The sequence below is a fragment of the Gemmatimonadetes bacterium SCN 70-22 genome, from assembly GCA_001724275.1.
In the GTDB taxonomy this organism is placed as follows: Bacteria; Gemmatimonadota; Gemmatimonadetes; order Gemmatimonadales; family Gemmatimonadaceae; genus SCN-70-22.
In genome coordinates, this window is the sequence record MEDZ01000019.1 from 79,002 (window position 1) to 91,987 (window position 12,986).

At 71.4% G+C, this 12,986-nt stretch carries 11 protein-coding genes and 1 other annotated feature; of the genes, 3 read left to right on the forward strand and 8 right to left on the reverse strand.

Going from position 1 to position 12,986, the window contains the following annotated elements; all coding sequences use genetic code 11:
- Positions 1-107: 107 nt before the first annotated feature.
- Positions 108-184: a binding site (SAM riboswitch), on the reverse strand.
- Between the two features lie 89 nt (positions 185-273).
- The 6 genes from ABS52_10925 to ABS52_10950 form a co-directional block, all read right to left on the reverse strand.
- Positions 274-687, reverse strand: coding sequence for a hypothetical protein (locus tag ABS52_10925; GenBank protein ODT03111.1), 414 nt, complete (start codon positions 685-687; stop codon positions 274-276).
- Between the two features lie 6 nt (positions 688-693).
- Positions 694-990 carry a hypothetical protein gene (locus ABS52_10930; GenBank protein ID ODT03112.1) on the reverse strand — a complete coding sequence of 99 codons (297 nt, stop codon included), beginning with the start codon at positions 988-990 and terminating at the stop codon, positions 694-696.
- Positions 987-1,223 carry a hypothetical protein gene (locus tag ABS52_10935; protein ODT03142.1) on the reverse strand — a complete coding sequence of 79 codons (237 nt, stop codon included), beginning with the start codon at positions 1,221-1,223 and terminating at the stop codon, positions 987-989. The genes ABS52_10930 and ABS52_10935 overlap by 4 nt, the downstream gene beginning before the upstream one ends.
- Positions 1,224-1,648: 425 nt before the next feature.
- Positions 1,649-3,190, reverse strand: coding sequence for a hypothetical protein (locus ABS52_10940; GenBank protein ODT03113.1), 1,542 nt, complete (start codon positions 3,188-3,190; stop codon positions 1,649-1,651).
- A 13-nt stretch (positions 3,191-3,203) separates the two neighbouring features.
- Positions 3,204-4,463, reverse strand: coding sequence for a hypothetical protein (locus tag ABS52_10945; protein ODT03114.1), 1,260 nt, complete (start codon positions 4,461-4,463; stop codon positions 3,204-3,206).
- A 19-nt stretch (positions 4,464-4,482) separates the two neighbouring features.
- Positions 4,483-6,057 (reverse strand): hypothetical protein, encoded by a 1,575-nt coding sequence (locus ABS52_10950; protein ID ODT03115.1) that lies wholly within the window; start codon positions 6,055-6,057, stop codon positions 4,483-4,485.
- A 311-nt stretch (positions 6,058-6,368) separates the two neighbouring features.
- On the opposite strand from ABS52_10950, the gene ABS52_10955 reads away from it, so the two are divergent.
- From ABS52_10955 to ABS52_10965, 3 genes are all read left to right on the forward strand, one after another.
- Positions 6,369-8,063, forward strand: coding sequence for a hypothetical protein (locus tag ABS52_10955; protein ODT03116.1), 1,695 nt, complete (start codon positions 6,369-6,371; stop codon positions 8,061-8,063).
- Positions 8,064-8,357: 294 nt separating this feature from the next.
- On the forward strand, positions 8,358-8,864 hold the full coding sequence (locus ABS52_10960; GenBank protein ID ODT03117.1) for a hypothetical protein: 507 nt from the start codon (positions 8,358-8,360) through the stop codon (positions 8,862-8,864).
- Complete coding sequence (locus ABS52_10965; GenBank protein ID ODT03118.1) at positions 8,857-10,110, forward strand: hypothetical protein; 1,254 nt, start codon at positions 8,857-8,859, stop codon at positions 10,108-10,110. Before ABS52_10960 ends, ABS52_10965 begins: the two co-directional genes overlap by 8 nt.
- 15 nt (positions 10,111-10,125) lie before the next feature.
- Here the strand turns inward: ABS52_10965 and ABS52_10970 are convergent, their stop codons facing one another.
- Together ABS52_10970 and ABS52_10975 are read right to left on the reverse strand one after the other, a co-directional pair.
- Positions 10,126-11,439 (reverse strand): hypothetical protein, encoded by a 1,314-nt coding sequence (locus tag ABS52_10970; protein ID ODT03119.1) that lies wholly within the window; start codon positions 11,437-11,439, stop codon positions 10,126-10,128.
- Positions 11,440-11,552: 113 nt separating this feature from the next.
- Positions 11,553-12,965, reverse strand: coding sequence for a hypothetical protein (locus ABS52_10975; GenBank protein ID ODT03120.1), 1,413 nt, complete (start codon positions 12,963-12,965; stop codon positions 11,553-11,555).
- Positions 12,966-12,986: the final 21 nt, after the last annotated feature.

Consider the following 12,986-nt stretch of genomic DNA (forward strand, 5'->3'; position numbering starts at 1 on the left):
CAGCACCCCACGGGACAGGGCATCCAGGTACGCCGACCGGAGCGGGAGACGCGCAACGTTGAACGAGTCAGGCACGGAGATCCTCGACAAGAAAAAAGCCCGGGGCATGGATGCGCCGGGCGGGCGCTTTAGCGGATTGTTTAACGTGGCCGCAAGTTGCCGGGAAATCGCCACGAACCTTCGGTTGTCGGTGCCGCGTCACGCACGCAGGTGCGCACACGGCCTGCATGGAGGAATAGCGCCCTCGTCCATTCTGGGCAAGGTTACCGGCGCCTAGGGCGCCCGACGCTCCGGCGGCGGCTCGTACCGGAACCGACCGCTCCCGCGCGCCCTCGCGTTGACGTACTGGGCCAGCGCGGCCAGGCGCTGGCGCTCGAGCGGAAGGGACAAGTCGGCCAGCGTCTGTCGCGCGATGCCGTGCGCCAAGGCGAGGTTCGGGCCTTGGTCGTTCGTCGTCCGGTACATCACGAACGCCCCGCCCGGAGCGAGAGGGAGCCGCGAGAGGCGCTCGCCGCCGTCGGCGCTGACCGTCGTGCGATCGACCACGATGAGGAGCGGGGCGCGCTGCCGCGCCAGCTCCTCGGCTTCGTCCAGCGATCGCGCTACCCGCACTCCGTGACCGGCGCCCGCCAGGAGCTGGGCCATCCCCTCGAGCAGCGCCTCGTCCTGCCCCATCAGGAGGAACATCGGCCGCTAGCTCCCTGCCTCGAGCCGCATGACGGCGTCGACGTCGACCCCCGTCACCTCCACGACCTTGGTGCGCGCGGTCGCGCCCGACACGATGCGCACCTGCCGGCGCGGGACACCTAACGATTCGGCGAGAAAGTCCACGAGGGCCTCGTTGGCCGCCCCGTCCACCGGCGGCGCCTGGAGCCGCACCTTCAGCGCTCCCTGCTGCGTTCCCGCGACTTCGGTCCGCGAGGCGCGAGGTTGCACGCGCACCGGGAAACGTACCCCCCCGGGACGTGCCTCCACCGTGACCGCGCTCACGTCATCCCCATCACGAATCCCTCGAGAAGCCCCAGCAGCAGGTAGGCGATGATCGGGGTGACGTCGATCATCCCCAGGGTCGGCACCACCTGCCGCAACGGCCGCAGGATCGGCTCCGACAGTGTGTACGACCAGCGGACCCACCGCGAGTAGGGCGAGACCCGCACCCACGACGCGATCACGCGGACGATCAGCGCCAGCCGGAGGATCTCGAACGTCCAGCCGATGAGCATCCGCACGACGCCGCGCGACCCGTTCTGGGAGGCGAAGTAGAAGCCCGCGGCCTGCTGGCGCACGAAGTCGAACAGGCTGAGGAAGACGATCCCCCCGATGACCGCCACCCCGAGTGCCCACCACGGCGCCGTCGAGGGGACGCCGCCGGCGCGCACGATCTGGCGCTCCACCGGGGCCATCAGCGGCTCCACGCTCTGGCGGAAGAAGCGCGCGACGGGGCCGAAGGGATTGAGGCGGCGCGTGCGCACCAGCCAGTCCACGGCGCAGATCACCGCCAGGGCGACGCCGATGGCGAGGAAGGCGGCGCCGAGCATCAGTCGGATGCGCTCCAGGAGGAGGAGGAACGAGGGCACGGTGAATTCTCGCCGATGGGGAGGGGCGCTTCAAGCGCGTCGTGCGGCGCAGCCGGCGACGAGCGTCGCCGTCAGACCGGGCGCTCGGGACGAAACAGGAGCGCCAGGACCCGGCCGACCCCCGACAGGCGCTCGCGCAGCGACCGACCGTGCGCGAGGCGCACATACGCGTCGCTCCGCGCCGGGGCCTCGGCGCCATAGCCGAACCACCACCCCTGCCGCCAGCCGGTAAAGTAGTCGTCGACCACGGTGCGGGTCCGGACGCACTCCTCCAACCCCGCGATCCCGTGCGCCCGCGCGCTTCCGCTCTCCTTGACGCCGCCATGCGGGACCTCGGCCACACCGGCCACGAGGGTGACGTCGTTGATCACGACCGTCCCCGCCTCGAGGCGGGCCGCCACGTCGCGTGCGCGGCGCCGGTTGCGGCTCCACACGCTCGCGCTCAGGCCGAAGGGGGTGGCGTTGGCGAGGGCGATTGCCTCGTCGTCGTCGCGCACCCGCACGATCGGGAGGAGCGGGCCGAACGTCTCCTCGCGCAGGACGCGCGCGTCGGCCGGGACGTCGAGGAGGAGGGTGGGGAGGAAATGGCCGGCGGCCATGCCGTCAGGCGCAACCTCGCCGCCCCGTGCGGAGGCGGTCACGGCACGCGCCCCGCGCCCGGTCGCCTCGTCACGCTGCCTCGCCAGGACGGCGTGCTGCGACGGATGGATCAGCGGGCCGAGGTCGTAGGGGCCCTCTCCGGGCTCGCCCAGCCGCAACGCCGACAGGCGGCGCTCCATGGCCGCCACGAATCCTGCGTACGCGTCCCCGACCACGAAGACTCGCTTGGGGGCGACGCACGTCTGGCCGCTGTTGGTGAAGCGCCCCCAGGTGATCCCGCTCGCGGCATGCTCCAGGTCGGCGTCCTCGAGCACCAGGGCGGGGTCGCTCCCCCCCAGTTCCAGGGCGCATGGGACGAGGCGCTCGGCACAGGCATGGGCCACCTGCCGCCCGGTGCCCACCGAGCCCGTGAAGAAGACCTTGTCGACGTCGCCACGCGTGAGCGCCGCCCCGACGCTCCCGTCGCCCTGCAACACCTGCAACACATCGTTGGGGACGCCCGCCGCGTGCAGCAGCTCGGCCAGGAGCGCCCCGGTGGAGGGGGTCAGCTCCGACGGCTTGAAGAGAACGGCATTCCCGGCCGCCAGGGCGGGCAGCAGGACGCCCGCCGGGAGCAGGAAGGGATAGTTCCACGGCGAGATGACGCCGACCGTCCCGTACGGTTCACTGGTGACGATGAACCGCTTGCGCCAGAGCGCGAGCGAGGCGGAGGTGAGGGTGCGAGGTGCGAGAGCCTCGGGGGCGAGGCGGGCGTAGTAGCGCGCCATGTCGAGGGTGGTCGCCACCTCGGTCATCGTCGCCTCCGGCGCCGGCTTCCCGTTCTCGGCCGAGATGACCGCCGCCACCTCGGCGCGCCGTGCATACAGCAGCTGGCGGAACCGTTCCAGGCATCGCGCGCGTCCGGCCACCGGGCGCGCCGCCCACTCCGGTTGCGCCCGGCGGGCGCGGGCGATGGCGCTCGCGACGGACTCGTCGCTCCCCGGTGCGCTCGGTACGGCGTATGGGTCGGTCATCGCAGGTGGTGTTTCAGAGTGGCTCCTTCTCCTCCGCGAGCCGGTCCAGCGGGGCGGCCAGCAGCGCCCCGGCGATCCCTCCCACGGCGAGGCCGAGCCATTCCAGCGGCCCGGCCGCCGAAAAGTGCGCCAGGCGCGGGATGGTGAACAGCCCGAGCGCGAGGACGAGCATCGCCGCCTTCCACCAGGCATTGAATCCGTCGCGTGGCGTCCGCAGTCGGGGGCGAGGCGTCCCGCCGCGCGCCCCGCAGTAGCTGGCGGGGAAGGCGAGGACGGCCAGCCAGAGTGCCGAGATCCAGGCGTCTCGCGGCGCGAGGGCGTGGTCGAAGGGGAGGATGAACGTCCACCCTAGCGAGACCGCGAACGGGACGCTGCGGTACACGCCCCCCTTCGCGGTGATCACGGTCGCGTACCAGCGCCGGTCGCGGAGCCCTGCTTCGGCCACCACGGGCTCGCCCTCTCGCGGCAGCACGTTTGGAAGGGCGATCCCCGGGGCGCGCAGCCGCCAGTCCCGGGCGGCGAGGCGCGTGCGGAAGACCAGGTCGCGGCCGTCGGCCCCCACGAGGATGACTTCCTGGAAGCGGCTCCCGGCCCGCGCGATGGCCGAGAGGCGCGAGGGGGGTCGCCCTGCCGTGAACTCCACGTGCGCGCGCGTCGCCCCGCTGAGGAGACGCTGCCGCAGGGTCCCGCTCTGCGGGACGAGGCCGTAGGGTACGACGATCCCGTTGATCCGGAAGTCGCGCACGGTCCCGCTGTATGGTTCGAAGTGCAGCTTCTGCGGGGTCCACTGCCCCCAGATGCCCATGGGGGGGATCGCCGGGCGGAGGAGGGCGGCGGTCGCCGTCAGGATGCCTAACGTGACCGCTGCGGCGACGAGGGAGACGGCACGGGCGATGCGCGGCGCCGGGGCGATGACACGGCGCCAGTGCGCGGCGATGAGCGCCCCCAGCGTCCCGCCCGTCGTGTTCGTCAGGAGGTCGGAGAGGGAGGCGTCGCGGCCGGTGATGAGCGCGTATTGCGTGGCCTCGATGCCGAACGACAGTGCGGCGGCGACCAGGGCGGCTCGCCGCCACGTCATGCCCGCCGCGACGAGGGCGATCCCCAGCGGGACGAAGAGTGCCACGTTGAGGACGACGTCGACTCCGCCGAGCTCGCCGCACACCAGGCAGAGCACCGGGAGGGGAATGGTCGGCGGGGGGGCGGGGCGGAGGGTGGCGACTGCGATCGCCGCGACGGCCATGCTGAGCGCGACTGCCGCGATGGTGCGGCGCATCACGCGCTCCTCAATCGGCTCATCGGTCGTCGGGAGGCGGCACGGCGGCGCGCAGCGCGGCGCACGTCCCGTCGTCGACTGGAGCCTCGTCCGCTGCGCGCAGGCGCAGGAGGAGCGTCTGCTGCGAGAATCGTCGCACCAGCGCGAAGTCCCGGCAGGACTCGGCGATCAGCCCTGCATGCTCGCGGGCGCGCACGCCGATCGGCGACACGGCCGTGTAGCGCACGTCGCGGGAGCGGAGGTAGGGTGCGAGCGAGCGTGCATCCTCCTCGAGGGCGCGGTTCTGGTTGATGGACTTGTGTCCCGAGTGGACGTAGAAGGCACGTTCCTTGGACACCAGCATGATCGCATCCGGCGGCACGGAGTCGCGGACCCAGTGGGCCAGCTGGAGGTACTCGCGGTGGTCGGCCGGCCAGCACGTCGGTGACGCCTCGGGATGCGCGCGGTCGCACGCCGCCATGAGGCGTGCCCGCTTGGCGTCGCGCGGGTACGTCCCCACCGCCAGCAGCAACGCCAGCGCGTACGTCACCAGGCGCCCCTGCGACGGAAAGCGCCGCACCCCCCACCACGCGCAGCCGGTCAGCAACACCAGATACAGCAGCGGCACGATCGGTGACACGAACCGCTCGAGCGCGTACCGCCAGGCGATGAGCAGGATGACGTAGGAGGCGAGCCAGAGCGCCGCCGCCATCCATCGGCGCACGAGGACCGCGAATCCGGTGATCCCGAACACCAGCAACGCCGCCAGCCACAACACGTTGTCGATGATGGTGCCGGCGACCGTCGGGAGGGAGAGGACCCACGGGAAGATGACGGTGAAGCGACGCATGCGCGGCACCAGCCGCGTGACCATCGCGTGCAACACCCCTTCCGGGGCGTCGCGCCCCCTCAACCCGAGGTCGGCGACGTACAGCCGGTGGTCGTCGGGGTTCGGGGCGGTGAACGCGAAGCCGATCCACCCCCCGACGAACACCGTGGCCGCCGCCGCGTACACGAAGGCCCAACGATACCGCCGCGACAGGACCCAGTACGCGAACAGGGCGGCGACGAACACGACCCCCGCCGTCCGCGTCAGCGCGGCGAGGATGGTCGCCCCGGCGGCAATCACGGCGAAGCGCACCCCGTCGCGCTCGCGTGACAGCGCCCACAGGGCCATCATGGCGAAGAGCTTGAATGGCGCCTCCGCCATCAGGTTCTGCGCGTCCCACAGGGTATCGGGATTGAGGGCGTAGAGCGCCGACACCAGCAGCGCGAGCTCGTCCCCGACGAACCGGCGTGCCGCTTCGAAGAAGAAGAGGATGCCGGCGGCAGAGCAGAGCGCCACGAAGGCGAGGAGGACGTCGAGCCGGTCACCGAAGGGCGCCCCCACGAGTGACAGCAGGAGGGGGAAGACCGGCGGGAAGCGCGCGTGCATCGGCGCCAGCACGTCCTGGATCTCGCGGTAGGAGAAGTGGCGCAGCTCCTGGGCGAGCAAGAGGTAGCCGGCGTCATCCTCGCCCCAACCCAGGCCGGGAGTGCGCATCAGCCAGGCGGCGAGCGCGTGCGCCAACGCCAGCACGAGTGCCACGCCGCGCGCCTGCGTCGGGTCGATCACCCACCTTCCACCCGCCCCCTCGAGGATCGAAGGGCGCCGCGTGGTCATGTCGGCGTCGCCGCCCAGCGGGGCGGCGTCGGGGGGCGCCTGGCAGCGCGAATCGGCATGTGGTCCGTCAAGTGGTAGTCGATTCGTGCCCGTGCAAGTCCCGTGCACCTGCGGATGGTGAGGGCCGGCGCTGGATTCCGTCCGTGCGCGAAACGATCATTCACGCCGACCGACCATACGACGGCGCTGGTGGCGCCGCCAGTGCGCTTCCGCGGCACACGGCGGCGGACGCGCGACGGCTCGGCATATCCAGACCACTCCCCATGGACCACGCGAGCATCCTCCGGCGCACCGATACCCCGCGTGGCTCGGGCCGTCAGGTGCGCCTGGGCCTCGTGATCGACGCATGGGAGCAGCCGCGCTGGATCTCCGACGCGCTTCGCGAGGCGGTGACCACGGGCGTGATGACGGTGGGCGCCGTCCTGCTGACTCGAACATCGACCGGACCGAACCGGGGCGCGCCTGCCTCGCGCCCGCAGCCGATTCCCTCCCTGCTCGAGCGGCTGTACCGGGCCGCCGACCGGGCACGATTTCATCCCGACGAGGGGTTGTTCGCCCCCACGTCGCTGCGTCCGCTCGCCGCCGAGGCGCGCACGGTGCCGTTGCACATCGGGGACGCGAGCTCGCCGCCGACGATCGCCGCCCCTTCCCCCCTGGAGGAGGGACCGCTGGATGTGATCCTGAACCTCTCCGGCCACGTCGAGACTTCGGCGCTCGCTGGCCTCGCCGCATGCGGCGCCGTCGCCTTCGCTCTCGGCGAGACGGACCAGCAGGGAGGAGGTGCGTTCGGGCTGGGTGAGGTGCTGCGCGGGGACCCCGTGATTCGGGTGCGGCTGCAACGCTGGCCGGGCATGGGCCGCCCACCCAACACCGCCGTCGCGACGGTCACCAATACGCATCCGTTTTCCGTCGGCCGCACGAGGGACATCGCCGCCAGGCACGCGACGACGCTGCTGGCCCGTCTGGGGCGATCCCTGGCCAAGGAGATGGACGACGCGGAGGCGAGGACCGCGCTCGACGCGCCGGACACCAACGTCGAGCGGCCGGCCGCGCGCCCCCCGCGGACTCCGCTCGCCCTGCTGCGCCTGACGGGGCGTTACGCGCGCTACCTCCTGCGCGGACGGGCGACGCGCGACCAGTGGGTCCTGGCCTATCATCGTGGCGCGGAAGGCGGGGCCACGCCGTCGCTTCCCGAGCGCGACCCGTCGCGCTATCGCGAGATCGTTCCTTCCCGTGATCGCTTCTGGGCCGACCCCTTCCCCGTACGCGTGGACGGGCGCGACTTCCTCCTCTTCGAGGAACTGCTCTTTGCCGAAGGGATCGGGCACCTGTCGGTCATCGAGGTCGGGCCCGACGGTCCGGTCGGCGAACCGACGACGGTGCTGCAGCGCCCCTTTCACCTGTCCTATCCCTTCACCTTCGAGTACGGCGGCGAGCTGTATCTCCTTCCGGAGATGGCCCTCGAGGGGCGACTCGAACTCTACCGCGCGGTCCGGGCGCCGTTCGAGTGGGTGCTCGACCGCGTGATCCTGCAGGGGGCGATGTTGCTGGATGCCACGCTCGCCGAGATCGACGGTCGATGGTGGATGTTCGCCTGCGAATACCGCGAGGAGCTCAAGCCATGGACCGACCTCCTCCTCTTTCACGCCGACTCCCCCTTCGGACCGTGGATCCCCCATCCTCGAAACCCGGTGGTGTCCGACGTGCGCAGCGCGCGTCCTGCCGGCCGCCTGTTTCGTGACGGCGGGATGTGGATCCGCCCGGCCCAGGATTGCTCGCGCACCTACGGCGGGGCCATCACCCTGCGGCGGATCACGACCTTGACGACCACGGACTACCACGAGGAACCCGTAGGTCATGTCGCGGCCGATTCCCCTCCCGGAACGAGCGGTCCGCACACGCTGAACGTCCATCGCGGGCTCAGCGCCCTGGACCTCAAGCGCCGGATCCGGCGGTAGGGGCAACGCCCGCGTCGCCTCCGGGGGGCAACTCCCTTCCTCCGGTCCCCGCGCTGGTCGGGAAGCCGGCATGCCCATGGCCCGGATTGTGCCTCGCACGGTGCCATGGTCAGTGCCGGGTCGTCAGGCCCGCGGCATCCACGACTCTCCCGCGCCATGTCTCGACTGCTGTCCGCGTTACGCCGTCATGGCCCTGTTCCAACGGCCCGCATCGCCGCGGTGCGACTGCTCGCGTTCGTGCACCGGAAAAGGACGCTTCTCTTCTACCGGTCACCCATCGCGAGCGTTCTCCGATTGCCTCCGAGGCTCGACGACGGATGGACCTTCACGCTCGACAACCTGTCGTGGGACGAGGCGCGCGCGTTCGGTGACGCGCCGAGCGATGTGCTCTCCCTCCTGGGCTCGTACCTTTCGGTGGAAATTCCCGGCCAGCGACTGCTGCTGGCCAAGATCAACGGCGAGGTGGCGGGGTGGTGCATCGTCTTCGTGGGCGCGTACGACTGGCCACTCACGGAGACGGACACCACGCTCCAACTCGGGGAGACGGATGCCGTGTTCATTTCGGCGCAGACACTGCCGCGATTCCGCGGCCGGCACATCAATCGGGCCTTGATGGGCGAGACGAGTCGCGTTGCCGAATCGCTGGGCGCCACGACGCTCGTGGCGTGGCATGAAGACTGGAACGAGGCCCCACGCAGGAACATGCTGCACGTCGGCATGCGGTTCGTCGGCACGCACGAACGCACGTGGGTCTGCGGCGTTCGCCTACCGGCGCGCATCGCGATGGTGTCCGATGCCTGATCCGGCCGGCCGCGACGCGGCAGTCGAGGCGACGACTGCGCCAGATCAGACCGTCGAGCGCTGGCCGGCAGTGAGCGCCACGGTCCTCGCGAGCGACGCCGCCGCGGTGCGCGAGGCGGAGCGAGAGCTCGACGCCCGGCGATTCCCCATCCCACTGCCGTCGCGCGTGGCGTGGGCCACCGCGCTCGGCAGCGCGCGAGATCGAACCATGGTGGCGCGCGGGGCGGGGGGAGAGTGCCTGGCGCTCGCCAGCGTGTCCATTACCCGGACACGCGCGCTGCCATGGCACCTTGTCGCGCGCGTCGAGTCGTTCGGTGAGCCGTACGCCACGGCGGCCGGGGCGGCGCTGTTGCGCTGCCTGACGGCGTGGTCGCGGCGACACCCCATGATCCTGCGCGCCGTCGTGGAGCTGGAGTGCCGCGACGAGGCGGCGCGTACCACCCTGCGGGCCATGCTTCACGAGGCGGGCTTCGTGCGGTCACGCGCCGAGCGGGTGTCGGAGCGGACGCTTGCCATCGACCTCGCCCCGTCCGAGGACCAGATCTTCGCTTCGTTCGGTCGCAGCACGCGGCAGAACATCCGGAGCGCCGCCAAGCACGGACTCGAGGTGGCGCCGATCGACGACGCACGGTACGGCGCGCGGATGAACCTGCTCCTCGAGGAGTCGCTGGCCCGCACCGGCGCCCCCGCGCAGGTGATGGACTGGGGGGCGATCGTGCAGCTGTGCCGGCAGCTCCCTCACCGTTCGCGTGTCGTCGGTGTCTTCCGCGGATCGGCGCGCGAACCCGCGGACCTGGTCGGCTTCGCGTGGGGGCTGCACCACGGCGAACGCGTAGAGTACCACACCGGGGCCTCGGCTCGCATTCCTGGCGTGCGCCTCCCCATCCTCTACCCCGCCATCTGGGACCTCGTCTCATGGGCGAAGCGCTCGGCGGGGGAGTGGTTCGACATGGGGGGCGTCACCGCCGGGACGCTCGGCAGTAGCGATGCGCTGGGTGGGATCTCCGACTTCAAGCGCGGCTTCACCAAGGACGAGATCGCGCTCGGCGAGGAGTGGGAGTACGCACCGCATCGGTGGCGGGCACGGATCGCGGGGTGGACGTCGCAGCTGGCTGGGACCGTGCGCCGCCGGCTGCACGCGAAACGGTTGGCGCGCGCCGCCGCCGCCGCCGCCGCCGCCGCGCCGGAGGCCGCGCCGGGGACTGCCCCCTCGCGGGAGGCCCTCGGCGACGGCGAGGGGAGATAGCGAGGGCCGCGCGGCCTAACGACGTTCGGCGCCGAGAAGGCGCGCGTCGATCGCGTCGAACAGGAGCTTGGCCTGTGCGTCGCGATCGAACCGGCCATCGGCGTTCACGGGACCGGGACGGCGCCCCGCCTTGAATTCCCGGTAGCGCGCGGCGAGGCAACGACCGATCGCCGCGGGGGCGTCCGGGGCGACGACGTCGGCCCCCGTGCCCCGCAGCAGGAGCTCCGTCGCCGTCCCCGGTTCGGTGAGGGCGAGCACCCACGACGAGAGCTGCACGTACTCGAACAGCTTCCCGGGAATGCACTCCACCTGGTATTGCGGGAGCACGACCAGGACGGCGGATTCCTCCTGCCGGCGAATGGCCTCGCCGCGCGGCACCGTGCGCTCCGTGAGCGTGAACGCCCCCACCCCCTCATCGTGCGCGATGACCGATACCGGCGTCCCCTCGTACGAGTCGTCGCCGAAGATGCGGATGCGAAACTCGTCAGGCCCCACGCCCAGCTCGTCGATGGCCAGCTTGCACCCGCGCAATAGCGGCCGGGGGTCGCGCCCGTTGTAGAGACTTCCGCCATGGGTGACGGTGAAGGTCTCGGCCAGCTGGCGCGTGCTGTGAACGTCGGCGTCGGCCCCGTTCATCACCGTCACGAAGCGCGATGCCCATGATGGATATCGCTCGCGCATGATGGCCTCGATGGCCGCCGTGTTCGTCACGACGAGCCGCGCCGCCTCCACGCAGCGTCGTTCGTACCGCTTCGTCAGCGCCAGCCATGAATGGCTGCGCAGCTCCGGCGGCTGCGTATCGCCAGCGTAGAACTGGTCGCGCAGGTCCATCACGAACGGGAGCCCGGTGCGCCGCGCGATCATCCGTGCCGCCTCGTGCGCCATCTGCGGCGGGCCGGAGCTCGCCACCAGGTCGTACCGCGAGGCCGAGGCGAGCGCCGCGCCCAGCGCCGCCGCGTCGCGCGCCCAGAGCATCCACTCGTGATAGTGCATGCGCGCGAGGTATCCGCGCTTGAGCCCGTTGATCCGGCCGCGAAGTCCCGGCTCGACGATCGGTCCCGTCCACGCCGGGGCGGCCGACGATGCCCGCCGCGAGGGACGGTCGGCCGACGCGCGCATCGCCTGCCGCCGGCGCACGACCCACTGCTCGACGTGGCGCAGCCACGGCGTGCGACGAGGAACTGCCCACAACCGCGTCCCCGGCGGCAGCGCCGCGAGGCGCGAGTCGTCACGCACGGCGGCGGTGGCCGGGTCCATCATCAGGACATCGCCCTGCCAGCCGCGCGTCGCGGCGTAGCCGAGGAGCTTCTCCCAGCGCAGCGCGCCCATGCTGGAATCCGGTGGGAAGCTGTAGCTGACCAGCAGCAACCGCCGGGCGGCAGGACCGGCCGGTGGCGCGGTGAAGAATGGCGACGGAGGCGCGGAGGATTCGGTCACGGCGATCAGGTCAGGGTCCCGCGCACGCGGGACACGAGCGCGAGCATGCGATCGCGATACAGGAGCAGGAGCGCGGCGGGGTAGGCGGCCGCTCCGGTGGCGATGTCGGCAGCGAGCGACATGACGCGAGGCATGGACGCCGGATGCAGCTGGCGGGTAGCGACCACCGCCAGGCACATCAGCAGCACGCCCGAGACCGCGGGCGCCAGGGCGCGCAGGTACTCGGTGATGCGGAGGTCCACCTGCCGGAACGTCAGGTACATCATCGGCGCCACCACGAGGACCGGGTACGCCGTGATCCACCCCGCTGCCACCCCCGCCGTCCCCCACCGGCTCCCGAAAATGAACGCGACCGGCATGACCAGCAGTCCGAGGAGGTTCAGGAGCATCATCAGCCGGTTGCCGCCGGTGACCACGAGCACCTGCGGGAGGATCGGGTTGATGCCCCGAAGTGTCGCCGCGATCCCCAGCAGTTGCAGGGGAGCGATCATCCCCACCCAGCGCTCCCCCAGCACCAGCGGAACCAGGTCCCTGGCCACCAGCGCCATGCCGATGGTGGCGGGAAAGGTGACCAGCGCCAGCGTCTCGGTGATGCGGAGCAGGTAACGCCGAAGGGCCGCCGCGTCGTGTTGCGCCGCCGAGAGCACCGACGGCGTCACGCGCCCCACCAACGAGGTGATCTTCTCCAACGGGGCGCTGGTGAGGTCCCACGCCACGCGGTAGGCGCCCATCGCGTTCTCGCCCAGCATCTTCTGCGCGACGAAGAAGTCGGAGTTGGCGTACAGGTACCAGGCGAGGCGCGCGACGATCGTGTCGCGGCTGAAGGCGACGGCGCCCGCCATCGTCTCCCAGCGTGGGCGTTCGAACGGGACCCGCACGAGCCAGAGCACGCCGATGGTGGACAGCAACGCCCCCACGACCGCGGCCAGCACCAGCGTCCAGTACCGAAGGCCGAGCCACGCGAAGACCACCGACCCCACCGCGAGGGCGATCGCCTGCAGTCCGTCGTTCAGCGCCAGGTCGCGAAAGCGCATGTCGCGTTGCAGCACGGCCTGGGGCACGGTGCGGATGCCGGTGATCACGAAGATGGTCGACATCGCGACGATCACCGCCGTCAGCCGTGGCGACTCGAAGTACCACGCCAGGATGGGGGCGGCGGCGACCGAGACCGCGAGGCTGGCCACCCCGAAGGCGACGGCCAGCGTGTTGATCTGCGCGTGCTGCGACGGCGTCAGGTGCCGAAGGGTGACGATGGTCGCCCCGATCCCGAATTCGCTCAGCATGGTGACGACGCCGAGGTAGATCGTGGCGAGCCCCACCAGCGCGTAGTCGTCGGGCGACAGGAGGCGCACCACGATCAGGGTGCTGGCCCAGGTGACGAGCTGCGTGGCCCAGCGGACGGATCCCATCCACGCCACGCCGTGCGTCAGCGACCGATC